This is a genomic window from Nonomuraea muscovyensis (genome assembly GCF_014207745.1).
GTDB classification, from domain to species: Bacteria; Actinomycetota; Actinomycetes; order Streptosporangiales; family Streptosporangiaceae; genus Nonomuraea; species Nonomuraea muscovyensis.
Window position 1 is genome coordinate 119,782 of the sequence record NZ_JACHJB010000005.1, and the last position, 23,529, is coordinate 143,310.

General features: G+C 72.5%; 20 protein-coding genes. 9 read left to right on the forward strand and 11 right to left on the reverse strand.

All coding sequences use genetic code 11. The annotated features are described in order from the left end of the window. Positions 1 to 3 precede the first annotated feature (3 nt). Positions 4 to 579, reverse strand: coding sequence for a 3'-5' exonuclease (locus tag FHU36_RS42680; RefSeq protein WP_185089861.1), 576 nt, complete (start codon positions 577 to 579; stop codon positions 4 to 6). A 221-nt stretch (positions 580 to 800) separates the two neighbouring features. On the opposite strand from FHU36_RS42680, the gene FHU36_RS42685 reads away from it, so the two are divergent. Genes FHU36_RS42685 through FHU36_RS42700 form a run of 4 tightly spaced genes read left to right on the forward strand, consistent with a single transcriptional unit; the run spans position 801 to position 4,953 of the window. Beyond that, positions 801 to 2,054, forward strand: coding sequence for an ABC transporter substrate-binding protein (locus FHU36_RS42685; protein ID WP_185089862.1), 1,254 nt, complete (start codon positions 801 to 803; stop codon positions 2,052 to 2,054). Then, positions 2,051 to 2,941 carry a carbohydrate ABC transporter permease gene (locus FHU36_RS42690; protein ID WP_312892233.1) on the forward strand — a complete coding sequence of 297 codons (891 nt, stop codon included), beginning with the start codon at positions 2,051 to 2,053 and terminating at the stop codon, positions 2,939 to 2,941. The genes FHU36_RS42685 and FHU36_RS42690 overlap by 4 nt, the downstream gene beginning before the upstream one ends. Further along, complete coding sequence (locus FHU36_RS42695; protein WP_185089863.1) at positions 2,941 to 3,774, forward strand: carbohydrate ABC transporter permease; 834 nt, start codon at positions 2,941 to 2,943, stop codon at positions 3,772 to 3,774. Before FHU36_RS42690 ends, FHU36_RS42695 begins: the two co-directional genes overlap by 1 nt. Before the next feature lie 9 nt (positions 3,775 to 3,783). Then, entirely contained in the window at positions 3,784 to 4,953 is a 1,170-nt protein-coding gene (locus tag FHU36_RS42700) for an ABC transporter ATP-binding protein (RefSeq protein WP_185089864.1), read from the forward strand. A 15-nt stretch (positions 4,954 to 4,968) separates the two neighbouring features. Here the strand turns inward: FHU36_RS42700 and FHU36_RS42705 are convergent, their stop codons facing one another. From FHU36_RS42705 to FHU36_RS42725, 5 genes are all read right to left on the reverse strand, one after another. Next, complete coding sequence (locus FHU36_RS42705) at positions 4,969 to 5,634, reverse strand: TMEM175 family protein (protein WP_185089865.1); 666 nt, start codon at positions 5,632 to 5,634, stop codon at positions 4,969 to 4,971. Between the two features lie 77 nt (positions 5,635 to 5,711). Next, complete coding sequence (locus tag FHU36_RS42710) at positions 5,712 to 6,398, reverse strand: FadR/GntR family transcriptional regulator (protein ID WP_185089866.1); 687 nt, start codon at positions 6,396 to 6,398, stop codon at positions 5,712 to 5,714. Positions 6,399 to 6,456: 58 nt separating this feature from the next. Beyond that, on the reverse strand, positions 6,457 to 7,590 hold the full coding sequence (locus tag FHU36_RS42715; protein WP_185089867.1) for an L-talarate/galactarate dehydratase: 1,134 nt from the start codon (positions 7,588 to 7,590) through the stop codon (positions 6,457 to 6,459). Between the two features lie 44 nt (positions 7,591 to 7,634). Further along, a complete protein-coding gene (locus FHU36_RS42720) occupies positions 7,635 to 8,420 on the reverse strand; it encodes a sulfite exporter TauE/SafE family protein (RefSeq protein ID WP_185089868.1) in 786 nt (261 codons plus the stop codon). 1 nt (position 8,421) lies between these two features. Further along, the gene (locus FHU36_RS42725) at positions 8,422 to 9,234 is read right to left on the reverse strand and encodes an IclR family transcriptional regulator (RefSeq protein ID WP_185089869.1); all 813 of its coding nucleotides are present in this window, start codon (positions 9,232 to 9,234) and stop codon (positions 8,422 to 8,424) included. A gap of 239 nt (positions 9,235 to 9,473) precedes the next feature. Between FHU36_RS42725 and FHU36_RS42730 the strand changes: the two genes are divergently transcribed. Further along, on the forward strand, positions 9,474 to 10,085 hold the full coding sequence (locus tag FHU36_RS42730; RefSeq protein WP_185089870.1) for a hypothetical protein: 612 nt from the start codon (positions 9,474 to 9,476) through the stop codon (positions 10,083 to 10,085). Between the two features lie 63 nt (positions 10,086 to 10,148). Here the strand turns inward: FHU36_RS42730 and fdhD are convergent, their stop codons facing one another. Genes fdhD through FHU36_RS42755 form a run of 5 tightly spaced genes read right to left on the reverse strand, consistent with a single transcriptional unit; the run spans position 10,149 to position 16,752 of the window. Continuing rightward, positions 10,149 to 11,009 (reverse strand): formate dehydrogenase accessory sulfurtransferase FdhD, encoded by an 861-nt coding sequence (gene fdhD, locus FHU36_RS42735; RefSeq protein ID WP_185089871.1) that lies wholly within the window; start codon positions 11,007 to 11,009, stop codon positions 10,149 to 10,151. Between the two features lie 42 nt (positions 11,010 to 11,051). Further along, positions 11,052 to 11,891, reverse strand: coding sequence for a 2Fe-2S iron-sulfur cluster-binding protein (locus FHU36_RS42740; RefSeq protein ID WP_312892253.1), 840 nt, complete (start codon positions 11,889 to 11,891; stop codon positions 11,052 to 11,054). Then, positions 11,891 to 13,783, reverse strand: a complete 1,893-nt coding sequence (locus FHU36_RS42745; protein ID WP_185089872.1) for an NAD(P)H-dependent oxidoreductase subunit E — start codon at positions 13,781 to 13,783, stop codon at positions 11,891 to 11,893. The genes FHU36_RS42740 and FHU36_RS42745 overlap by 1 nt, the downstream gene beginning before the upstream one ends. Positions 13,784 to 13,787: 4 nt before the next feature. Continuing rightward, positions 13,788 to 15,737, reverse strand: a complete 1,950-nt coding sequence (locus FHU36_RS42750) for a molybdopterin oxidoreductase family protein (RefSeq protein WP_185089873.1) — start codon at positions 15,735 to 15,737, stop codon at positions 13,788 to 13,790. A gap of 37 nt (positions 15,738 to 15,774) precedes the next feature. After that, complete coding sequence (locus FHU36_RS42755) at positions 15,775 to 16,752, reverse strand: 2-dehydropantoate 2-reductase (protein ID WP_185089874.1); 978 nt, start codon at positions 16,750 to 16,752, stop codon at positions 15,775 to 15,777. A 73-nt stretch (positions 16,753 to 16,825) separates the two neighbouring features. Between FHU36_RS42755 and FHU36_RS42760 the strand changes: the two genes are divergently transcribed. The 4 genes from FHU36_RS42760 (at position 16,826) to FHU36_RS42775 (ending at position 23,481) form a co-directional block, all read left to right on the forward strand. Next, positions 16,826 to 18,349, forward strand: a complete 1,524-nt coding sequence (locus FHU36_RS42760) for a molybdopterin molybdotransferase MoeA (protein WP_185089875.1) — start codon at positions 16,826 to 16,828, stop codon at positions 18,347 to 18,349. Between the two features lie 82 nt (positions 18,350 to 18,431). After that, positions 18,432 to 20,102, forward strand: a complete 1,671-nt coding sequence (locus tag FHU36_RS42765; protein WP_185089876.1) for a thiamine pyrophosphate-binding protein — start codon at positions 18,432 to 18,434, stop codon at positions 20,100 to 20,102. 7 nt (positions 20,103 to 20,109) lie between these two features. Beyond that, the gene (gene frc, locus FHU36_RS42770; protein WP_185089877.1) at positions 20,110 to 21,339 is read left to right on the forward strand and encodes a formyl-CoA transferase; all 1,230 of its coding nucleotides are present in this window, start codon (positions 20,110 to 20,112) and stop codon (positions 21,337 to 21,339) included. Then, positions 21,340 to 23,481, forward strand: coding sequence for an acetate--CoA ligase family protein (locus FHU36_RS42775; RefSeq protein WP_246503373.1), 2,142 nt, complete (start codon positions 21,340 to 21,342; stop codon positions 23,479 to 23,481). It abuts the gene before it with no gap. The last annotated feature ends 48 nt before the right edge of the window (positions 23,482 to 23,529 follow it).

Below are 23,529 nucleotides of genomic sequence, written 5' to 3' on the forward strand. Positions count from 1 at the left end.
GGTTCAGGCAGGCGAGGGCGCCGGTGGCCAGGCGTCGCGGCGGGCGAGGAAGAGCACCAGCGCCGCGATGTTCCAGGCGTCGTCCTCGCCGCGGTGGTGGCGTCCCTCCAGGGGCAGCCCGGCGACGCGCAACGCCTGCGCCATGCCGGGACGCCTGGGCAGCCCGAGCGCCTCGGTGAAGGCGGCCTTGGCGTTGACGTGCCGCCCGCCGAAGGGGTAGGGGACGCCGGCGGCCCGGCACTGCCGGGTGAACTGGTGACGGTCGTAGTCACCCCAGCTCGCCCACGGCCGGACCCCGGCCCGATGCTCGGCCGCCAGTGTCCGGCACGCCTGTGCGAAGCTCACCCCGGCGTCCACCTCGGCCTGCGTCAGCCCCGTCAGCTCGGTGCAGAACGCGCTCACCGCCGACCGCTCGGGCCGGACGAGGATGCGGTGGCGGGCCGACCGCTCCCCCGCGCGCAGGTCCACGACCGTCAGCCCGATCTCGATGATCTCGCTCACCGCGCCGGGCGGCGGCATCCCCTCCCAGCAGGTGGCCTCGACATCCACCACGTTCAGCAGGTCTCCGGATGCGTCCATGGCGTCGAGCGTAGAGATCCACCGGCCCTCCGGTCGTCCCGTTTTCTCCCGCCGGCCACGTCAGGGAACGCCGATGCCCCTGACGATCCGGCCGAGCTGCCCGGGTTGGACGCGCCTGCCGAGGCGGAGGTTCGGGACCGCGAGCCGCTCCGAGGCGGACGTTTGGCCCATTGATGGACCACACTTGGTCATATCACCAGGTCACCGGGTAGATCCGCGAGGTGGGGAGTGCGAGGGGGACCCGAGCCGCGGCCGTGCTGCTGGCCGCGGCGACGCTCGTGCCCGTCGCCGCCTGCGGGACCGGGGGTGCGGGAGAGAAGCTGATCAACCTCTACAACGCCCCCCAGGAGAACCTCGCCGCCATCGTCGACCGGTGCAACGACCTGGCGGCCGGCCGCTACCGGATCGTGCTCAACACGCTCCCGCGCGACGCCGACGGCCAGCGCGAGCAGCTCGTGCGCCGGCTCGCCGCCGCCGACCCCGGCCTCGACGTGCTCGGGCTGGACGTGACGTGGACCGCCGAGCTGGCCGAGGCGCGGTGGATCCGCGAATGGACCGGCGAGCACGCCCGGCAGGCCCGCGAGGGCACCCTGGCCAAGCCGCTGGAGACGGCCACCTGGAAGGGCCGGCTGTACGCGGCGCCGTACAACACCAACGTCCAGCTCCTGTGGTACCGCTCCGACCTCGTCCAGGAGCCGCCCAGGACCTGGGACGAGATGACGCGGGCCGCCGCCGAGCTGGCCGCGCAGGGCAAGCCGCACTACGGCGAGGTGACCGGCGCGCAGTACGAGGGGCTCGTCGTCTGGTTCAACAGCCTGGTGGCCTCCGCCGGCGGCCGGATACTCAACCCCGAGGGCACCAGGGTGGAGCTCGGGCCGCCCGCGCTCAAGGCGTTGCAGGTGCTGCGCGACTACGCCCGGTCCAAGGCGGCCGACCCGTCGCTGCCCAACACCCAGGAGGACGCCGCCCGGCTGGCCATGGAGGGCGGCCGGGCCGCGTTCGAGGTGAACTGGCCGTTCGTGTACGCCTCGATGGCCGCCAACAAGCCCGACATGCTGCCCGTCTTCAAGTGGGCGCCCTACCCGGGCATCCAGGGGCCGGGCGCCTCGCCGCTCGGCGGCGGCAACTTCGCCGTCAGTGCCTACTCCCCGCACCCGCAGGAGTCGTACCAGGCGGCCCTGTGCCTGCGCGACCCCGCGAGCCAGCTCACCGCCGCCGTCAAGGACGGGCTGCCGCCGACGATCGAGTCCGTCTACGACGACCCGGCCATGGCCGAGCCGTACCCGATGCGGCAGGCCATCCTCGACGCGCTGAAGACGGCCGCGCCCCGCCCCGAGACGCCCACGTACCAGAACGTCTCCACCATGATCTCCGCCGCGCTGTCGCCGCCCGCGGCGATCGATCCGCAGGCCACGCTCGGCGAGCTGCGCGAGCAGATCGACGAGGCGCTGCGCAGCCAGGGGGTGCTGCCGTGAACGGCCGCCGGGCGCGCACCGAGGGGCAGCGTTCCGAGCGCCGGCTCGGCCTGTGGCTGTGCGCCCCCGCGGCGTTCATCATGCTCCTCGTCACCGGCTGGCCGATCATCTACTCGGTGCTGCTGTCCCTGCAGCGCTACGACCTGCGCTTCCCGGCGGACCGGGCGTGGATCGGGCTGTCCAACTACGCCGCCGTGCTGACCAACGAGTTCTGGTGGAGCGCCCTGTGGGTGACCCTCGTCATCACCGTGATCAGCGTCGCCATCGAGCTGGTGCTCGGCATGGCCCTCGCCTTCGTCATGTACCGGGCGCTCGTCGGGCGCGGGCTGGTGCGCACCGTGGTGCTCATCCCGTACGGCATCGTCACGGTCGCCGCGGCCTACGGCTGGAGGTACGCCTGGACGCCGGGCACCGGCTGGCTGGCCGGCATGCTGCCCGAGGGATCGGCGCCGCTCACCGAGCGCGTCTCCGCGATCGCGATCATCATCCTGGCGGAGGTGTGGAAGACCACCCCGTTCATGGCGCTGCTGCTGATGGCCGGCATGGCGGTCGTGCCGGAGGAGCTGATGCGCGCCGCGTCCATGGACGGGGCCTCGCGCTGGCAGCGGTTCACCCGGGTGATGCTGCCGCTGATGAAACCGGCGATCCTCGTCGCGCTGCTGTTCCGCACGCTCGACGCGTTCCGCATCTTCGACAACATCTACGTGCTGACCAACGGCTCGCAGAACACCAGCTCGGTGTCCATCACCGCCTACCACAACCTCATCGGCGGGCTGAACCTCGGCATCGGCTCCACCATGTCCGTCCTCATCCTCATCAGCGTGGCCGTCATCGCGACGCTGTTCATCGTCGGGTTCGGCACCGCCGCGCCGGGGAGCGGGCGCTGATGGAACGCCTCGACCGCAAGCGCGCCACCGGCTGGATCGTCGTGGACGTCCTGGTCGTCCTGTACGCGATGATCCCGGTGGTGTGGATCGCGTCGCTGTCGTTCAAGGACCCCAGCACGTTCACCGACGGCTCGTTCATCCCGCGCACGTGGACGCTCGCCAACTACGCCGGCATCTTCGACAACCCCGACTTCGTCCGCGGCCTGGCCAACTCGATCGGGATCGGGCTGATCTCGACGTTCGTCGCCATCGTCTTCGGCACCATGGCGGCCTACGCCATCGCCCGGCTCACCTTCCCGGGCAAGCGGCTGCTCATCGGCGTCTCGCTGCTGATCGCGATGTTCCCGCAGATCTCGCTGGTCAGCCCGCTGTTCCAGATCGAGCGGAGCCTCGGCCTGTTCGACACCTGGCCCGGCCTGATCCTGCCCTACATCACGTTCGCGCTGCCGCTGACCATCTACACGCTGTCGGCGTTCTTCCGCGAGATCCCCTGGGAGCTGGAGAAGGCCGCCAAGATGGACGGGGCCACCCCGTTCCAGGCGTTCTGGCAGGTCATCGTGCCGCTGGCGGCTCCCGGCATGGTGACCACGGCGATCCTGGCGTTCATCTTCTGCTGGAACGACTTCCTGTTCGCCATCTCGCTGACCTCGTCCAACGCGGCCCGCACGGCCCCGGCGACGATCTCGTTCTTCACCGGCAGCACGCAGTTCGAGGACCCCACGGGGTCGATCTCGGCGGCGGCCGTCGTCATCACGATCCCCATCGTGATCTTCGTGCTGTTCTTCCAGCGCCGGATCGTGGCCGGCCTGACCTCGGGAGCGGTGAAGGGATGACGCGACACCATGGCTGAGATCGAGCTCGACCACGTCTCGAAGAAGTTCGCCGACGGCACGGTCGCCGTGGAGGACTTCCACGTGAGCATCGCCGACGGCGAGTTCGTCATCCTGGTCGGCCCGTCGGGCTGCGGCAAGTCCACCACCCTCAACATGATCGCGGGCCTGGAGGACATCAGCGGTGGGGAGCTGCGCATCGACGGCGTGCGGATGAACGACAAGGCGCCGCGCGACCGCGACATCGCGATGGTCTTCCAGTCGTACGCGCTCTACCCGCACATGACCGTCCGCGAGAACATCGCCTTCCCCCTCAAGCTGGCCAAGCTCGACAAGAAGGTCATCGACGAGAAGGTCGAGCACGCAGCGGGCCTGCTGGACCTCACCCCGTACCTGGACCGCAAGCCTGGGGCGCTGTCCGGCGGGCAGCGGCAGCGGGTCGCGATGGGCCGGGCGATCGTGCGCAGCCCCAAGGCGTTCCTCATGGACGAGCCGCTGTCCAACCTCGACGCCAAGCTGCGCGTGCAGATGCGCACCTCCATCTCGCGGCTGCAGAAGAACCTCGGCACGACCACCGTATACGTCACCCACGACCAGACCGAGGCGATGACCCTCGGCGACCGGATCGTCCTCATGCGGGCCGGCCTCATCCAGCAGATCGGCCCGCCCCAGGAGCTGTACGACCACCCGCGCAACCTGTTCGTGGCCGGGTTCATCGGCTCGCCGGCGATGAACCTCCTGCCCGCCGAGGTGACCGGCGACTGCCTGCGCACCGCCATCGGCGACATCCCGCTGCGGGGACGGCTGCGCCGCGCGTTCGAGGGCCGTGACCCGAAGGAGGTGCCCAAGGAGGTGATAGTGGGCATCAGGCCGGAGGCGTTCGAGGACGCGTCCCTCGTGCACGACCGCGAAGGCGGCGGCAGTTTCACCGGCACGGTGGACTTGCTGGAGTCGATGGGGCCGGAGAAGCTCGCCTACTTCACCCTCGACACCGGCGGCGTCCGGTCGCGGCACCTGGAGGACGTCGCCACGGACGAGGCGGGAGGCGGCGCGCAGCTCGTGGCCCAGCTCGACCCGAAGTCGCAGGCGCGCCGCGGGCAGCCGCTGCGGCTGTGGTTCGACTGCGAGGCCATCCACCTGTTCGACCCCGAGAGCGGCGAGAACCTCACCGAACGCGACTGACTCGCGGAGGGGCGCTCAGGACGGCACGATCCGGCCGATCGCCCGTGCCGCGACGCCGCCCACCACCGGGCCGAGCAGCCAGAGGAACACCACGCCGTCCATCAGCCACGTCAGCCCCGCCGTGGCCAGCCAGAAGACCCCCACCACCGCGAGCGTGCCGGCCTGCACCCGCATCGCCCGCCCGTTCGCCCCCGGCCGCAGCGCGCCGTCGCCGACGATCGCCCGCAGCAGCCCCGCCTGCGAGAGCAGCAGCGCCGCCACCGTGCCGGCGAACAGGCAGACGGCCAGCGGGTTGCGCACGGTCTCGCCGATCAGCCCCGTCGCGTACGGCAGCAGCACCACGACCAGCAGCAGGGGGACGTGCCACCGCATGACCCGGCGCGTGACCCGGGTGACCAGGTCGAGGGTGCGGTGGTGGTGGCGCCAGACGCCCCACAGGATGAGGAACGCGATGACGAAGGCCATCCAGGTGCTCCAGTCGCCGCCCAGGAAGTCCCACAGCCGGGCGGCCAGGACCATGCGAGGAGCGTCGCTCTCGACGAGTTCGGCGGGCGGCCGGGGGATCTCGACGGCGAGCAGCGTCATCGCGATCGCGAAGACGGCGTCGACGAACGCGCCCACCCGCTCGTGGCTCTCCCCGGGCTCGACGCCCGCACTCCGCGCCGCACCCCCGTCGCTCATGGCGCACCTCCCGTGACCGACCGTAACAACATCGGGAGGACTCCGAAGTCCCCGGGGGCTGTCGAGGGCCGTGACGGCTACGGGCCGGTCGCGAGCAGGCGGGCGCGGCTGTTGGCCAGGTGGACCCGCACCGCGGCGCGGGCACCCTCGGCGTCCTGGCGGGCGATGGCCGCGTAGACGTTCTCGTGTTCGATGACGATCTGCTCGAAGTGGCCCGGCTCGCCGGCCGCCAGCCGGTCGCGCGGCACGATGATCATCGAGGGGCCGAACGACGAGATCAGGTCGCCGAAGTAGCGGTTGCCGGTGGCCAGCGCGATCCGCAGGTGGAACTGGAAGTCGGCGTTGACCGCCGTGCTCGGGTGGCCGGCCCCGCCGGCGAAGCGGTCCAGCGCCTCCCGCAGGTCCGCCAGTCGCGCCTCGGTGCGCCGACCGGCCGCGAGCGCGGCGGCCTCGACCTCGAACGCCGTCCGGAAGTCGAGCAGGTCCACCACGTCGCGGACGGTCGGCTCGCCGTCCCGCGCGAGGGCGCCGAGGTCGAACCGCGTCGTGCTGGGCCGGGCCAGCACGAAGCTGCCGCGTCCGTGGTGGGTCTCGATCAGTCCCGCCGCCTGCAGCCGGGAGATCGCCTCGCGGACGACCGTCCGGCTCACGCCGTACGTCTCCACCAGGCTGCTCTCGGTCGGCAACCGCTCGCCGGGGCGGATCACGCCCTCCTGGATACGCGCCGTCAGGCTGTCGACCAGCTTCTGGGTCAGGTTCGCCATGTCTGCGTCCGTCGTGTCGCGGCCGTGGTGTTTCGGCCTGTGGTGTTTGGGTCCGCCGTCAGCGGGAGCCGAACTCGCACTGGTCGGCCGTCCACCTGGCGGCCTGCTCGCTCGGGGTGACGCCGAGGCCGGGCCGGGACGGCACGAGCATCCGGCCGTCGCGGATCTCCAGCCGCTCCTCGAACAGCGGCTCCAGCCACTCGAAGTGCTCCACCCACGGCTCCAGCCCGTACGCGGCGGCCAGGTGCACGTGGATCTCCATGGCGAAGTGCGGCGCGAGTTGCAGACGGCTGTGCTCGGCCAGCGCCGCCAGCCGCAGGAACGGCGTGATGCCGCCGATCCGGGGCGCGTCGGGCTGGATGACGTCCGCGGCGCCCAGGCGGATCAGCTCGGCGTGCTCGCCGACGCTGGTGAGCATCTCGCCGGTCGCGATCGGCGTGTCGAGGGACGCCGCGAGCGCCGCGTGCCCGGCGGCGTCGTAGGCGTCGAGCGGCTCCTCGATCCACACCAGCCCGTACGGCTCCAGCGCCCGGCCGAGCCGCTGGGCGGTGGGCCGGTCCCACTGCTGGTTGGCGTCCACCATGAGCGGGACGCCGTCTCCGAGGTGCTCGCGCACCGCCGACACCCGGGCGAGGTCGACCTTGGCGTCGGGGTGGCCGACCTTGAGCTTGATGCCGCCGATGCCGCGCTCCACGGCCGCGCTCGCGTTGTCGAGGACCTGCTCGATCGGGGTGTGCAGGAAGCCGCCCGAGGTGTTGTAGCAGCGGACCGAGTCGCGGTGGGCGCCGAGCAGCTTGGCCAGGGGCAGGCCCGCCCGCCTGGCCTTGAGGTCCCACAGGGCGATGTCGAGCGCCGCGATGGCCTGGGTCGACAGGCCGCTGCGGCCGACGGACGCGCCGGCCCAGACGAGCTTGTCCCACAGGCGGGCGATGTCGCTGGGGTCCTCGCCGAGCAGGTCGGGCGCGATCTCGCGGGCGTGCGCGTACTGGCCGGGCCCTCCGGCGCGCTTGGAGTAGCCGAAGCCGAACCCCCGGTGACCGCTCTCGGCGCCGATCTCGGCGAACAGGAACGCGATCTCGGTCATCGGCCGCTGCCGGCCGGTGAGCACCTTGGCGTCGCTGACGGGGGTGCCGAGAGGCAGGTAGACGGAGGAGAGCCGGACCCAGGCGATGCGGTCGGAGGGAGTCGTCATACGAGTCATCGTATGACCCGCCCTGTCGTCATACAACTCACGGGCTAGCTCACGGCGGACAGCCAGAGATGCAGGGCGAGCCCGAGACCCGCGAGCGCGATGGCGAAGCGCAGCGGCTTCTCCGGCAGCCGCCGCACGACGGCGGGACCGACCCAGCTTCCCGCCAGGCAGCCGACCGCGAGCGCGCCCGCGGCCGGCCAGTGCACGGGGGCGAGGAAGGCGTAGGCGACGGCGGCGGTGATGTTCGCGGCACCGGTGGCGATGTTCTTGACGGCGTTGGTCACCGGCAGCGGCTCGGTCGCCGAGGCCGCCAGCACGGCCAGCATGAGCACGCCCGCCGCCGCGCCGAAGTAGCCGCCGTACAGGCCGACCAGCACGACCGTCGCCGCCAGAGGCAGGCTCCCGCGAGCCCGGCCGGCGGCGGCGGAGACCGAGGCGGCGGCGGCGCGCCGGTCGGCGAACCGCCGGAGCGGATCGCGGACGAGCAGGAGCACCGAGCCGAGCGCGATGAGCCACGGGACGACGAGCTCGAACGCCGAGGCCGGGGTGCTCAGCAGCAACCACGCCCCAAGTGAGCCGCCCACGGCGGCGAGGACGACCAGCTTGGCGACGCGCACCCGCTGGCCGCGCAGCTCGGCGCGCGAGCCCGCGGCGGCGCCGACCGTGGTCGAGAACATGGCCACCGTGTTGGTGACGTTCGCGACGATCGGCGGCAGCCCGACGGCCAGCAGCGCCGGATAGCTGAACAGCGAGGCCAGTCCGGCGACCGAGCCGGCCAGTCCGGAGGCGATCCCGGCCAGGAGCAGCAGGCCCGTGGAGGCGGCGTCCACCTCAGAACTCGGCGGACAGATCGACCGGAGCCATCCGCTCGATGGCCAGCCGCGTGCGCTCCATCGCCTCGACGATCTCGCGGGACCGCTCGGGGGTGAGGTTCGCGACCGGCACCGAACAGCTGATCGCGTCGGTCGCCGGGCGGCTGTAGCGCAGGGCGAAGCCGAAGCACGCCACGCCCTCGTAGTTCTCCTCGTCGTCGGTGGCGTAGCCGCGCTCGCGAGCCTGCCGCAGGTCGGCGACCAGGGCGTCGCGGTCCACGATGGTGTGGGGGGTGAGCGGGGTGAGCCGCTCGGGGACGGGCACCTCCATGTCCGTGCCGAGCCGCTCGGCCAGCAGCGCCTTGCCCATGGCGGTGCTGAACGCCGGCAGCCTGCGCCCCACCCGGCTGAACGGGCGGAGGTACTGGCTGGACTCCTTCGTCGCCAGGTAGACGATGTCGTCCCGGTCGAGGCGGCCGAAGTGGATCGTCTCGTCGAGCAGCGCGCTGAGGTCGTTGATGTGCGGCTGGACGATGCGCAGGTAGGGGTCGGTGTCGAGGTACGTCGTGCCGGCGAGCAGGGCGCGGATGCCGATGCTGTAGAGCGTGCCCGTGGCGTCGGTGCGCACCCAGCCGTGCTCGGCGAGCGTCCGGATGAGCGCGTAGACGCTGCTCCGCGGCGCGCCGAGCGCCTCGCTGAGCTCGCGCAGCCGGGCCGGGCGGTTCTGGCGTGAGGCGAGCAGCTCCAGCAACTCCACCGTGCGCGCGGCGGACTTCACCCCCCGGACACCGCTCTGCGCTCCGCCGTCCGCGGCGTCAACAGGAAGGGTCATCGCATCTCATCCGCTCCGGGCACGTGGGCTTCGACGGTTGACACCCTACCAAGTGGCGAGCAGAGCTGCTCGAAACATAGACGTCATCTACATATGAAGACACTATGCTCGCCGGCCCGCTCCCCACCATCCCGCGCGGGTCAACGGGCCGCGACGAGGTCTTGGCCCGCCGGAGATCGACCGTACGGCCGGCCGTTCCTAGCGTGGAGGGAGGCAGCACCACCCGGAGGGGAGAGGCCATGTTCATCCAGGTCATACAGGGGCAGGTCGGCGACGCCGGAGAGATCCGGGACGCGCTCGACCAGTGGATGCGCGAGCTCCAGCCCGCCGCCCACGGCTGGCTCGGCACCACCGCCGGGGTGACGGAGGACGGGATGTTCGTGAACATCGCGCGGTTCGAGTCGCGCGAGGCCGCCCGCGCCAACTCCGAACGCCCAGAGCAGCACCAGTGGTGGATGGAGACGGCGAAGCTGTTCGCCGGGGAGGTCTCCTTCCACGACTCCGAGCGGGCCGAGCCGTACCTGCGCGGAGGGTCCGACTCCGCCGGGTTCGTCCAGGTGATCCGTGGCCGCGTCCGCGACGCCGGCCGGGTCCGCGAGCTGATGCGGGCCGGTGAGGCGGACCTCGCCCAGGCGCGGCCCGACCTGATCGGCGGGCTCGCCGCCGTGGAGGACGACGGCACCTACGTCGACGCGGCGTACTTCACCAGCGAGGAGGAGGCCAGGCAGGGCGAGCGCAAGGAGCTGCCGCCCCGCCTGCGTGAGGCGTTCGAGGAGATGATGAGCCTGTTCGAGGGGCAGCCGGACTTCTACGACCTGCGCTCCCCGTGGCTCTACTCGCCGCCCTCGTGACGGCACGGGGGAGGGATGCCGAACAGCGGCCGGGGGCGTGGCACGCCGGTCGACATCCCCTCATCACCCCGCAGGACGCGCGGCGGAAGAGCCGTTTCCGCCGCCCGGGGTGACGTTCAGGCGCTGGTCGCAGGTGTAGACGTTCATCGACTCGCCCCGCAGGAAGCCGATCAGCGTCAGCCCCCGTTCGGCGGCGAGCTCCACGGCGAGCGAGGACGGCGCCGACACCGCCGCCAGGACGGGGACGCCGCCCATGACGGCCTTCTGCACCAGCTCGAACGAGGCGCGGCCGGAGACCATGAGCACCGCGGACCGCAGCGGGAGGCGCCCCGTCCGCAGCGCCCACCCCAGTAGCTTGTCCACGGCGTTGTGCCGGCCGACGTCCTCGCGCACGCACAGCGGCTCGCCGGCCGCGGTGAACAGCCCCGCCGCGTGCAGCCCGCCGGTCCGGTCGAAGACCCGCTGGGCGGCGCGCAGCCGGTCCGGCAGGGCGGCGACCGTCTCCAGGGAGAGCTCGACCGGGTCGTCCCGTACGTCCCACCGGGCCACGGTCCGCACCGCCTCCAACGACGCCTTGCCGCAGACGCCGCAGGAGGAGGTGGTGTAGAAGTTGCGCGCCCGCGGCGCGGCCACACCGGGCGCGAGCGTGACGTCCACGACGTTGTAGGTGTTGAGACCCTCGCGCGTCGCCCCCGCGCAGTAGCGGATCGCCACGATGTCGGCGGGCGCGGCGACCGTCCCCTCGCTGACCAGGAAACCGGCCGCCAGGTCGAAGTCGTCGCCCGGGGTGCGCATGGTGACCGTCAGCGGCTCGCCGCCGACCCTGATCTCCAGCGGCTCCTCGGCGGCCAGCGAGTCGATCCGGTGCGCGGGCACGGCCTGCCGGACGCGCAGCACCGGCCGCCGCACGGTCACCCTGGACATTGGCTGCACCCTGGACATGGGGCACCCCAGACATGGGGCACCCTAGACATAGCCGTATCCGAAGCGGCCCTTGACGCAGAGGTTGCCGTGGGTGACCGGGTTGTCGTGCGGCGACGTCACCTTGACGATCTTGTTCTCCTGGACGTGCAGGGTCAGGTTGCAGCCCACTCCGCAGTAGCTGCAGATCGTCGTCGTCCGCGTCTGCCGCGACTCGTCCCAGGTGCCCTCGGCGCGCATGTCGAACTCCGACTTGAACGACAGCGCCCCGGTGGGGCACACCTCGACGCAGTTGCCGCAGTAGACGCAGGCCGAGTCGGTGAGCGGGGCGTCGAACTCGGTGGAGATCGTCGCGTCGAACCCCCTGCCCGCCACCGCGATGGCGAAGGTGTTCTGCCACTGCTCGCCGCAGGCGTCCACGCACTTGTAGCACAGGATGCACTTGCCGTAGTCGCGCACGTACAGGTCGTTGTCCACCTTGGGCGGCTGCGCGACCGTGGCCGCCTGCTCGCCGAACCTGCCGGGCTCGGCGCCGTACTCGGCGATCCACTCGGCGGCGCGCGGCGTGGTCGACAGGTCCACGGACGAGGCGAGCAGCTCCAGCACCACCTTGCGGCTGTGCCTGGCCCGCTCGGTGTCCGTGCCGACGGACATGCCGGCCTCGACCTTCCTGGAGCAGGCCGGGGCCAGCGTCCGCGCGCCCGCCACCTCGACCACGCAGACCCGGCAGGCGTTCTTCGGGGTGAGCGTGTCGCCGTGGCAGAGGGTCGGCACGTCCTTCCCGGCCGCCGCGCAGGCGTCCAGGACGGTGGCGTCTTCGGGCACCCGCACGGTCTCGCCGTCGATCTCGACGTCGACGAGCCTGCGCGGCGGTTGGAGCGGGATCACGAGTACACCCCCAGACGGTCGATGGCCGACTCCACCGCGTTCCAGGCCGTCTGGCCCAGACCGCAGATGGAGGCGTCCCTCATGGTGCGGCCGACCTCCCGCAGGAGCAGCAGGTCGCGCTGGTCGACCCGGCCGGACAGCCGGTGCAGGGCCTCCTCCTGGCGTACGGTGCCGACGCGGCACGGCACGCACTGGCCGCAGGACTCGTCGCGGAAGAACTCCGCGATGCGCAGCAGGATGGCCTTGAGGTCCACGGTGTCGTTCAGGACGAGCACCACGCCGGACCCGAGCGTGGCGCCCGCCTGCCTGGTGCCCTCGAACGTCAGCGGGACGTCGGGGTCGGTCACGAACGCGCCGGCCGCGCCGCCGAGCAGCACCGCCCGCAGCGTGCCCACCGGCCGGGCGAGGTCCAGCAGGTCCCGCAGCGTCGCCCCGAACGGCAGCTCGTACACGCCCGGCTTGTCCACCGTGCCGGACACGCAGAACAGCTTGGTGCCCGTGGACTCCTTCGTGCCCACGGCCGCGTACGCCTGGGCGCCGTGCTCCAGGATCGGCAGCACGTTGACCAGCGTCTCGACGTTGTTGACCACCGTCGGCTTGCCGAACAGGCCCTTCTCCACCGGGAACGGCGGCTTGCTGCGCGGCTCGCCCCGGTACCCCTCGATCGAGTTGAAGATCGCGGTCTCCTCGCCGCAGATGTACGCGCCCGCGCCGCGCCGCAGCTCGATGTCGAACGAGAAGCCGTGGCCGAGGATGTCGCCGCCGAGCAGGCCCCTGGCGCGGGCCGTGGCGATGGCGTGTTCCAGCCGGCGGGTGGCCCGCGGGTACTCGCCCCTGATGTAGAGGTAGCCCTTGGCGCACCCGGTGGCGTAGGCCGCGACCGTCATGGCCTCGACCAGCGCGTACGGGTCGCCCTCCATGAGCACCCGGTCCTTGAACGTGCCGGGCTCGCTCTCGTCGGCGTTGCACACCAGGTAGTGGGGGTGGTCGGGCCGGCGGGCCGTGGCGTCCCACTTGCGGCCGGTCGGGAACGCGGCGCCGCCCCGGCCCACCAGGCCCGACTCCAGCACCTCCCGGATCACGCCGGCCGGCCCGAGGCGCAGGGCCCGGCGCAGCGCCGCGTACCCGCCGTGCGCCCGGTAGTCGTCCAGGCTGGCCGGGTCCACCACGCCGATCCGGCGCAGCAGCACCAGCTCCGGCCGCCCGGCCTGCGGCACGGCCGCCTCCGCCGCCGGCTCACACGTCTCCTCGTCGCGCCAGCCCGTCACCGGCCCGCTCGCCACTGGCCCGCTCGCCACTGGCCCGTCCGTTACCGGCCCGTCCGTTACCGGCCCGTCCGTCACCGGCCCGTCCGTCTCGTCGTGCGCCGCCGGTTCGGCCGCCGTGGCCGGGCCGTAGACCGTCGCGCGCGGGGTCTCGCCCGCCTCCAGGGCGAGCGCCGCCGGGGCGCGCTCGCACAGCCCGAGGCACGGGCTCGGCTGCCAGCCCTCGCCCGGCGGGCCGAGCCGTTCCTCGACACGCCGCCGCACCTCGTCGCCGCCCCGCGCCTGGCAGGCCAGGTCGGTGCAGACGTGCAGCACCCGCGCGGGGCGCGGCTCCAGCGACAGCAGCGAGTAGAACGACGCCACGCCGTACGCCTCGGCGGGTGGAACGGTGAGGCGGCGGCAGATGTAGTCGAGCGCGCCCTCGCTGACCCAGCCCACCCGGTCGTTGACCGCGTGCAGCGCGGGCAGCAGCAGGTCGCGGGACCGCTCGGCGCGGGCGGCGACGCGCAGGTCGGCGTCCGTGCGCGGGCCGCCCTCCCAGGCGCTGGCGGGCGGGCCGAGGAGCGCGTCGACCGCCGCGCGCTCCTCCTCGGTCGGCTCGACGTCGCGGAATCGCAGGTCCACGGCGTCACCCGGCCTGTACGGGCTGCGGAGCGGACCGCAGGGACGGCTGCGGGGCGGGCTGCGGGACGAGCCTCTCGACCCGCACGGCCGCCGCCTTGAACTCGGCCGTGCCCGCGATCGGGCAGGTCGCCTCGATGGTGAGCGCGTTGGTGTCCACCTCGTCCGGGAAGTGCATGGTCATGAAGACCAGTCCCGGCCGCAGCGCCGGGTCCACGTAGACCGGGGCGACGACCGAGCCGCGCCGCGAGGTGATCCGCACCTCCTCGCCGGCGACCAGGCCGAGCCGCGCGGCGTCCTCCGGGCACATCTCGATGGTCTCCCCCCGGCGCAGCGGCGAGGCGAAGCCCGACGACTGCACTCCGGTGTTGTACGAGTCGAGCCGGCGGCCGGTCGTCAGCCGCAGCGGGTACTCCTCGTCCAGCAGGTCCACCGGCGGCCGGTGCGGGATGACCGCGAACGGGGCCGGCCGGCCGCGCCTGACCGGGTCGCTCTCCCACAGCCGCCCGTGCAGGTAGGGCGGCTCGACCGAGTCCTCCGACGGGCACGGCCACTGGATGCCCTGCAGGTCCTCCAGCCGCCGGTACGTCATCCCGGCGTGCGCGGGAGACAGGCGGCGCAGCTCATCCCAGACCTCCTCGGCGCCGTCGTAGTGCCAGTCGTGGCCGAGCCGGCGCGCCAGCTCGCACAGGATCTCGATGTCGTCGCGCGCCTCGCCCGGCGGGTCGAGGGCCCGGCGCACCCGCTGCACCCGCCGCTCGCTGTTGGTGAACGTGCCCTCGGCCTCGCACCAGGCGGCGCTGGCCGGCAGCACCACGTCGGCCATCTGCGCGGTCTTGGTGAGGAAGATGTCCTGGACCACCAGGTGGTCGAGCATCGACAGGCGCTTGACGCAGGCCAGCGAGTCGGCCTCGGACTGGACCGGGTTCTCGCCGATGAGGTAGCAGGTGGTGACCTCGCCCTCGGCCATGCCCTCCAGCATCTGGGTCAGGTTGCGCCCGTACCGGGGCTGGATCGGCACCCGCCACACGCCCTCGAACCGGGCGCGCACCTCGGTGTCGAGGATGTCCTGGAAGCCCGGCAGGCGGTTGGGGATGGCGCCCATGTCGCCGCCGCCCTGCACGTTGTTCTGGCCGCGCAGCGGCGACAGGCCCGAGCCGTAGCGGCCCACGTGGCCCGTCAGCAGCGCCAGGTTGATCAGCGCGCGGACGTTGTCGGTGGCGTTGTGGTGCTCGGTGATGCCGAGGGTCCAGCAGAGCTGGGCCCGGTCGGCGCGGGCGTAGGCGTGGGCCAGCTCGCGGATGGCCGTGGCCGGCACGCCGGTCACCTGTTCGGCGGCGGTCAGCGTCCACGGCTCCACCGCCGCCCGGAACTCGGCGAACCCGCTGGTCGCCCGCGCGATGAACGCCTCGTTGTGCAGCCCGGCGTGGATGATCTCCCGGGCCACGGCGTGGGCCAGCGGGATGTCGGTGCCCACGTTCAGCCCCAGCCACAGGTCGGCCCACTGGGCGGTGCCGGTGCGGCGCGGGTCCACCGCGAACATCCGGGCGCCGTTGCGCAGCCCCTTCAGCACATGGTGGAAGAAGATCGGGTGGGCGTTGCGCGCCGCCGACCCCCACATCACGATCACGTCGGTGTCCTCCACCTCCTGGTAGGAGGACGTCCCGCCGCCGCTGCCGAACACCGCCGACAGCCCGGCGACGCTCGGCGCGTGACAGGTGCGGTTGCACGAGTCCACGTTGTTGGTGCCGATCACCACGCGGGTGAACTTCTGCCCGACGTAGTTCATCTCGTTCGTCGAACGGGCGCACGACAGCATGGCGAAGCAGTCGGGCCCGTGCCGGGCGATGTTGCGGCGAAATCCCTCGGCGGCCCGGTCCAGGGCCTCGTCCCAGGTCGCGGGCCGCAGCACCCCGTTCTCACGCACCAGTGGACGGGTCAGGCGGTCATAGCTCATGATCCCTCCATTCTGTATACAGCCTACGGTATGCCTGTTAGCTCGCGCGGACAAGGTTCTCGTTGAGCAGGTCGCTCACCGCGTGGATCGCCCGCAGGGTGGGCACGTTCGTGCCCGTCAGGTCGGCGAGCTCCACGACCGCCGCCAGCAGCACGTCCAGCTCCATCGGCTTGCCCTTCTCCAGGTCCTGGAGGGTGGACGTCCGGTGCTCGCCCGCCCGTTCGGCGCCCCGCAGGCGGCGCTCGATCGAGACGCCGGGATCGCAGCCGACGCTCCTGGCCACCTGGAGCGTCTCGCGCATCATGGCCACGACCAGCTCCCGTGCGCCGTCGTGGCGGCAGATCCCGGCCATCGTGGCCCGGGCCAGCGCGCTGATCGGGTTGAACGCGATGTTGCCCATGAGCTTGATCCAGATGTCACGGCGCAGGTCGTGCTCCACCGGGCACTTCAGGCCGCCCGCCACGGCCGCCTCGCTGAAGGCCCCGCACCGGGCCGACAGCCGCCCGTCGGGCTCGCCGATCGAGAACCGGGTGCCCTCCAGGTGGCGGATCACGCCGGGTGCCTCGATCTCGGTGGCCGCGTAGACCACGCAGCCGACCGCCCGCTCCAGCGGCAGCGCCGCCGTCACCGCGCCGCCCGGGTCCACGCTCTCGATCCGGTGGCCCCGGTAGGGGCCGTCGAGTCCGTGGAAGTACCACCACGGGATGCCGTTCTGTGCGGCGATGATGCTCGTGGACTCGTGCAGCAGCGGTCCGACCATCGGTCCGGCCGCCGCGTAAGCGTTGGCCTTGAGTCCCAGGAAGACGTGATCGACCGGGCCGACCTCGCGAGGGTCGGCGGTCGCGTTGGGGTGGGCGGTGAAGTCGCCCCGTGGGCTCAGCACCCGCACACCGGACTCCCGGATGGCCGCGAGGTGCGCGCCCCTCGCGATGAGGTGCACCTCGACCCCTGCCCGGTGCAGGGCGGCCCCCACGTACGCGCCTATGGCGCCGGCGCCAAGAACAGCGACCTTCATGCTCCGCTCCGCTCTCGCGTCGTATGTGCATTCGGTATACAGTATGGAAAATTACCGGTCAAGGGAGCGGCCCATGCCTGTGAAGCCCCACCACCACCCGCACTCGCACGGCGGCGCCGGAGGCCGGCCGAGCTGTCGCGGAGTGGCGTGGGAGGAGGCCCGCCGGATCGCCGTGGCCGCCGCCCGGGCCCTGATCGTGGGGAACGCGCCTCCGCCGCACTCCCCGGACGTGCCCATCGGGGGCTCGCCGGTGCAGGGCCCGGATGCCGGGGGAAGGAGTGTTCCCGGTGCGCCGGTCGTGGTGCCGCTGGTCGAGGCGCTGGGGTGCCGTCTGGCGCTGCCGCTCCGGGCGTCGGTGGCGGTGCCCGGCGCGGACGTGGCGGCCATGGACGGGTACGCGGTGGGGGGAGAGCCGCCGTGGCGGGTGGTCGGGCGCGTCCTCGCGGGCGGCCGGCCGTACGGGTGCCCGCTGCGGGCCGGTGAGGCGGTGGAGATCGCGACCGGCGCCCCCGTCCCGGACGGCACGTCGGCGGTGCTCCGCCACGAGGACGCCCTGGTCCGGCCCGGCGCCCCCACCTGCGCCTCCCCCTCCGCGCCCGGTCCCGCGTCGTCACCCGATCCCGGCCGTGACGGCTGGGCGGGGGAGAGGGGTGGGGCGCCGTCGCCGGAGTGGGTGTGGGGGAGGGGGCCGCTGGAGGCGGGGCGGCATGTGCGGCGGCGCGGTGAGGACGTCGCCGAGGGCGCGGTGGTGCTGGAGGCCGGGGTCGCGGTGACGCCCGTGGTGCTCGCGCTGGCCGCCGGACTCGGGCACGACACCTTGCCCGTACGGCCCCGGCCGGCGGTGTCCGTGCTGGTCACCGGTGACGAGGTGGTGCACGAAGGAGTGCCGGGGCCGGGACGGGTGCGCGACGCCATCGGGCCGTTCCTGCCGGGCCTGGTGGAGTGGGCCGGTGGCCGGGTCGTGGCGAGCGACCACCTCCCCGACGGCCAGGAGCCCCTCCTGCGGGCCCTGTCCCCGCCCGCGCGCCTGGAACCACCCCGCCCCGGACGGACGGCACCGCCCTCGCCGCCGTCCCACGTGGGCCGCGCGGACCCGCGACTGCCGCCCCCGCCGCCGTGGGCCCGGGCGGGTGCCGTGCGGGTGGTGGTCGTGTGCGGGGCGTCGTCGAAGGGGCCCGCCGACCACCTGCGTGCCGTGCTCGACCGGCTCGGGGCCGAAGTGCTGGTCGACGGGGTCGCCGTGCGCCCCGGCCACCCGCAGCTCCTCGCCCGCCTGCGGTGCGGCACCCTCGTCGTGGGCCTGCCCGGCAACCCGTACGCGGCCCTCGGCGCCGCGCTGACCCTCCTCGTCCCGATCCTGCGCACCCTGACCGGGGCCACCCGGGCGGGAAGCGCGGGCACCCTGGCGGCCGTCCGCCCGCACCCCGAGGACACCCGCCTGGTCGCCGTGCGCAGGCGGGGCGACCAGGCGGTGCCCGTGGGACACGACCGGCCGGGTTCGCTGTGGGGCGCGGCGCTGGCGGACGCGCTGGCCGTGGTGCCTCCGGGGTGGCGCGGCGAGCCGGTCGAGCTGATCGAGTTGCCCGGAAGGGGCTAGACAGGCCCCGCGCGGCGGGGTAACCATTGGCCTCATACGGTATGCAGTATGCGGAAGACAGCGTCGGGAGAGGTTGGCACGCATGTCAGAAACGATCTCTGGCGGACATCTTGTGGCCAAGGCACTCAAGGCCGAGGGCGTGGACGTGATCTACACGCTCTGCGGCGGCCACATCATCGACATCTACGACGGTTGTGTCGACGAGGGCATCGAGGTCATCGACGTACGCCACGAACAGGTGGCCGCCCACGCGGCCGACGGCCACGCCCGCATCACCGGCAGGCCCGGCTGCGCCGTGGTCACGGCCGGGCCGGGCACCACCGACGCGGTCACCGGCGTGGCCAACGCCTTCCGCGCGGAGAGCCCGATGCTGCTCATCGGCGGGCAGGGCGCGCTCAGCCAGCACAAGATGGGCTCGCTGCAGGACCTGCCGCACGTCGACATGATGACGCCGATCACCAAGTTCGCCGCGACGGTGCCCAGCACCGAGCGGGTGGCCGACATCGTCTCGATGGCGTTCCGGGAGTGCTACCACGGCGCGCCCGGCCCGTCGTTCCTGGAGATCCCGCGCGACGTGCTCGACGCGAAGGTGCCGCTGGACAGGGCGCGCATCCCCAAGGCCGGCCACTACCGCGCCTCGACGCGCCAGCAGGGCGACCCCGAGGCGATCGAGCGGCTGGCCGACCTGCTCGCGCACGCGGAGAAGCCGTGCGTGCTGCTCGGCAGCCAGGTCTGGACCTGCCGCGCGACCGACGCCGCCATCGACTTCGTCCGCGCGCTCAACGTGCCGGCCTACATGAACGGCTCCGGCCGCGGCACCCTCCCGCCGGGCGACCCGCACCACTTCCAGCTCTCCCGGCGGCACGCCTTCACCGAGGCCGACCTCATCATCATCGTCGGCACGCCGTTCGACTTCCGGATGGGCTACGGCAAGCGCCTGTCACCGTCGGCCACGGTCGTCCAGATCGACCTCGACTACCGCACCGTCGGCAAGAACCGCGACATCGACCTCGGGATCGTCGGCGACGCCGGCCTCATCCTGTCGGCGGCGGCCCAGGCCGCGAGCGGCCGGCTCGACGGCGCGGCGGCCAGGCGCAAGGAGTGGCTCGACGAGTTGCGCGCGGTCGAGGCCAAGGCGTACGACAAGCGCCTGCCGCGCCAGCTGTCCGACGCCCGGCCGATCGACCCGTACCGGCTCGTGCACGAGATCAACGAGTTCCTCACCGAGGACACCATCTACATCGGCGACGGCGGCGACATCGTCACCTTCTCCGGCCAGGTCGTCCAGCCCAAGTCGCCCGGCCACTGGATGGACCCGGGCCCACTCGGCACGCTCGGCGTCGGCATGGCCTTCGCGATGGCCGCCAAGCAGGCTCGCCGCGACAAGGAGGTGCTCTGCCTGTTCGGCGACGGCGCCTTCAGCCTGACCGGCTGGGACTTCGAGACCATGGTCCGCTTCGACCTGCCGTTCATCGGCGTCATCGGCAACAACTCCTCGATGAACCAGATCCGCTACGGCCAGGCCGCCAAGTACGGCGCGGAGCGTGCCCGCGTCGGCAACACCCTCGGCGACATCCGCTACGGCGAGTTCGCCAAGCTGCTCGGCGGCCACGGCGAGGAGGTGCGCGACCCGGCCGAGATCGGGCCGGCGCTGCGGCGGGCGCGCGAGTCGGGCAAGCCGTCGCTCATCAACGTGTGGGTCGATCCCGAGGTGTACGCCCCGGGGACCATGAACCAGACCATGTACAAGTAGGCAGGCGGTGGCTGTGAAGGCTCTCGAAGGTGTCCGCGTCCTCGACATGACCCACGTCCAGTCCGGCCCGTCGGCCACCCAGCTGCTCGCCTGGCTCGGCGCCGACGTGGTCAAGCTGGAGGCCCCCACCGGCGACATCACCCGCCGGCAGCTCCGCGACGTGCCCGACGTCGACAGCCTCTACTTCACGATGCTCAACTGCAACAAGCGCAGCATCACGCTCAACATGAAGAGCGAGCGCGGCAAGGAGATCTTCACCGAGCTGGTGAAGGGCTCCGACGTGCTGGTGGAGAACTTCGGGCCGGGCGCCGTGGACCGGATGGGCTTCCCCTGGGAGCGCCTCCAGGAGCTCAACCCGCGCCTGGTCTACGCCTCGATCAAGGGCTTCGGCGCCGGCCGCTACGCCACGTTCAAGGCGTACGAGGTGATCGCCCAGGCGATGGGCGGCTCGATGGCCACCACCGGCTTCGAGGAGGGCCCGCCGCTGGCGACCGGCGCCCAGATCGGCGACTCCGGCACCGGCATCCACGCGGTCGCCGGCATCCTGGCCGCCCTGGTGCAGCGCGAGCGGACCGGCCGCGGCCAGCGGGTGCAGGTGGCCATGCAGCACGCCGTGCTGAACCTGTGCCGGGTCAAGCTGCGTGACCAGCAGCGGCTCGCGCACGGCCCGCTACGCGAGTACCCCAACAGGACCTTCGGCGACGAGGTGCCCCGCTCGGGCAACGCCAGCGGCGGCGGCCAGCCCGGCTGGGCGGTGCGCTGCGCGCCCGGCGGGCCCAACGACTACATCTACGTGATCGTCCAGCCGGTCGGCTGGCGGCCGCTGTCGGCCATCATCGGCCGTCCCGAGCTGGCCGACGACCCCGAGTGGGCCACGCCCGAGGCCCGGCTGCCCAAGCTGGACAAGATGTTCCAGCTCATCGAGGAGTGGACGATCCGCCAGGACAAGTGGACCGTCCTCGACCGGCTCAACGCCGAGAACATCCCGTGCGGGCCCATCCTGTCCACCAAGGAGCTCGCCGAGGACGAGAGCCTGCGCCAGGAGGGCATCGTCGTCACCGTCGACCACCCCCAGCGCGGCGAGTTCCTCACCGTCGCCAGCCCGCTGCAACTGTCGGACTCGCCGGTCGAGGTGCGGACCCCGCCGCTGCTCGGCGAGCACAACCAGGAGATCTACGCCTCCATCGGCGTCGGCGCCGAGGAACTGGCCGAGCTGAAGCAGAACGGAGTCATCTGAATGGACGCGGTCATGGACGTGGAGATGGACGGCGTCCGGGAGATCCTGGAAAAGGCGCGGGCGGCGGGCCGTTCGGCGCTGACCGCGCCCGAGGGGCGGCGGATCTGCCAGGCGTACGGCATCGCCACCCCCGGCGAGGGCCTGGCGACGTCGGCCGGCGAGGCGGCCCGGATCGCCGCCGAGATCGGCCTCCCCGTGGTGCTCAAGATCGTCTCGCCCGACATCCTGCACAAGACCGACGCGGGCGGCGTCCTGGTCGGGCTGAGGACGGAGGGGGAGGTCAGGGACGGCTACGAGCGCGTCGTCGCCAACGCCCGCGCCCACGATGCGGCCGCCCGCATCGACGGCGTGCAGGTGCAGCAGCTCGTCGGCGGCGGCCACGAGGTCATCGTCGGCGCGGTCACCGACCCCACCTTCGGCAAGATCGTCGCCTTCGGCCTCGGCGGGGTGCTGGTCGAGGTGCTCAAGGATGTGACCTTCCGGCTTGCCCCGGTTTCGGGTGATGATGCGCTTGCGATGCTGGACGACATCAGAGCGGCGGACGTGCTCCGTGGTGCCCGCGGGGCCGAGCCCGCGAACCGGGAGGCGCTCGCGGGGCTGATCGAGCGGGTCGGCCGGCTCGTCGCCGACCACCCCGAGATCACCGAGGTGGACCTCAACCCCGTCTTCGCGAGCGCCGCCGGAGCCGTCGCCGCCGACGTGCGGATCATCGTCGGCGAGCCGGCGCCCGAGCCCGAGCGGCCCTCCCGCGAGGAGATCCTCCGGCAGATGACCCGCATCTTCCGGCCGCGCTCGGTCGCCGTGATCGGCGCGTCCGCCGAGACCGGCAAGATCGGCAACTCGGTCATGCGCAACCTCATCAACGGCGGCTTCCAGGGCCAGATCTTCCCGATCAATCCCAAGGCCTCCGAGATCATGGGGCTGCCCGCCTACCGGAGCGTCGCCGACGTGCCCTACGACGTGGACGTGGCGGTCTTCGCCATCCCCGCGAAGTTCGTCGCCCCGGCACTGGAGGAGGTGGGGCGCAAGGGCGCCGCCGGCGCCATCATGATCCCGTCGGGCTTCGCCGAGACCGGAAACGCCGAGGGCCAGCGCGAGATCGTCGAGATCGCCAGACGGCACGGCGTGCGCGTGCTCGGCCCCAACATCTACGGCTACTACTACACGCCCGCCAACCTCTGCGCGACCTTCTGCACCCCCTACGACGTCAAGGGCGGGGTCGCGCTGACCTCGCAGAGCGGCGGCATCGGCATGGCCATCCTGGGCTTCAGCCGCACCACCCGGATGGGCGTGTCGGCCATCGTCGGCGTCGGCAACAAGGCCGACGTGGACGAGGACGACCTGCTCACCTTCTTCGAACAGGACGACCACACCCGCGCCGTCGCCATGCACCTGGAGGACCTCAAGGACGGCCGCGGCTTCGTCGAGGCGGCCCGCCGGGTCGTCAGGGAGAAGCCGGTCATCGTGTTGAAGGCCGGCCGCACCGCGATGGGCGCCAGGGCAGCCGGCTCCCACACCGGCGCCCTGGCCGGCGACGACAAGGTCTACGACGACATACTCAAGCAGGCCGGCGTGGTCCGCGCGCCCGGGCTCAACGACATGCTCGAGTACGCCAGGACCCTGCCGCTGCTGCCCGCGCCCAAGGGTGAGAACGTGGTCATCATCACCGGGGCGGGCGGCTCCGGGGTGCTCCTGTCGGACGCCTGCGTGGACGCCGGGCTGACGCTCATGGACATCCCGCCGGACCTGGACGAGGCGTTCCGCGCCCACATCCCGCCGTTCGGCGCCGCCGGCAACCCCATCGACATCACCGGCGGCGAGCCGCCCACGACCTACGAGAACACCGTCCGCCTCGGCCTGGCCGACGAGCGCATCCACGCGCTCGTGCTCGGCTACTGGCACACGATCGTCACCCCGCCCATGGTCTTCGCCGAGCTGATCGCCCGCGTGGTGGCCGAGGAGCGGGACAAGGGCAACGTCAAGCCGGTCGTGGCCTCGCTCGCCGGGGACACCGAGGTGGAGGAGGCCTGCGAGTACCTGTTCGAGCACGGCGTGGTCGCCTACCCGTACACGACGGAGAAGCCCGTCGCGGTCCTCGGCGCCAAGTACCGCTGGGCCCGGGCGGCCGGACTGCTGCGCTAGAGCCGAGCGCGGCGTAGCAGGAACCCGGTCAGGCCGGAGGCGGACGCG

What these genes read in the sequence shown, in the direction of transcription:
- FHU36_RS42680 (WP_185089861.1), bottom strand. Translation starts at nt 579, where the DNA reads ATGGACGCATCCGGAGACCTGCTGAACGTGGTGGATGTCGAGGCCACC.
- FHU36_RS42695 (WP_185089863.1), top strand. Translation starts at nt 2,941, where the DNA reads ATGGAACGCCTCGACCGCAAGCGCGCCACCGGCTGGATCGTCGTGGAC.
- FHU36_RS42700 (WP_185089864.1), top strand. Translation starts at nt 3,784, where the DNA reads ATGGCTGAGATCGAGCTCGACCACGTCTCGAAGAAGTTCGCCGACGGC.
- FHU36_RS42705 (WP_185089865.1), bottom strand. Translation starts at nt 5,634, where the DNA reads ATGAGCGACGGGGGTGCGGCGCGGAGTGCGGGCGTCGAGCCCGGGGAG.
- FHU36_RS42710 (WP_185089866.1), bottom strand. Translation starts at nt 6,398, where the DNA reads ATGGCGAACCTGACCCAGAAGCTGGTCGACAGCCTGACGGCGCGTATC.
- FHU36_RS42715 (WP_185089867.1), bottom strand. Translation starts at nt 7,590, where the DNA reads ATGACGACTCCCTCCGACCGCATCGCCTGGGTCCGGCTCTCCTCCGTC.
- FHU36_RS42725 (WP_185089869.1), bottom strand. Translation starts at nt 9,234, where the DNA reads ATGACCCTTCCTGTTGACGCCGCGGACGGCGGAGCGCAGAGCGGTGTC.
- FHU36_RS42730 (WP_185089870.1), top strand. Translation starts at nt 9,474, where the DNA reads ATGTTCATCCAGGTCATACAGGGGCAGGTCGGCGACGCCGGAGAGATC.
- fdhD (WP_185089871.1), bottom strand. Translation starts at nt 11,009, where the DNA reads ATGTCCAGGGTGACCGTGCGGCGGCCGGTGCTGCGCGTCCGGCAGGCC.
- FHU36_RS42750 (WP_185089873.1), bottom strand. Translation starts at nt 15,737, where the DNA reads ATGAGCTATGACCGCCTGACCCGTCCACTGGTGCGTGAGAACGGGGTG.
- FHU36_RS42755 (WP_185089874.1), bottom strand. Translation starts at nt 16,752, where the DNA reads ATGAAGGTCGCTGTTCTTGGCGCCGGCGCCATAGGCGCGTACGTGGGG.
- FHU36_RS42760 (WP_185089875.1), top strand. Translation starts at nt 16,826, where the DNA reads ATGCCTGTGAAGCCCCACCACCACCCGCACTCGCACGGCGGCGCCGGA.
- FHU36_RS42765 (WP_185089876.1), top strand. Translation starts at nt 18,432, where the DNA reads ATGTCAGAAACGATCTCTGGCGGACATCTTGTGGCCAAGGCACTCAAG.
- FHU36_RS42775 (WP_246503373.1), top strand. Translation starts at nt 21,340, where the DNA reads ATGGACGCGGTCATGGACGTGGAGATGGACGGCGTCCGGGAGATCCTG.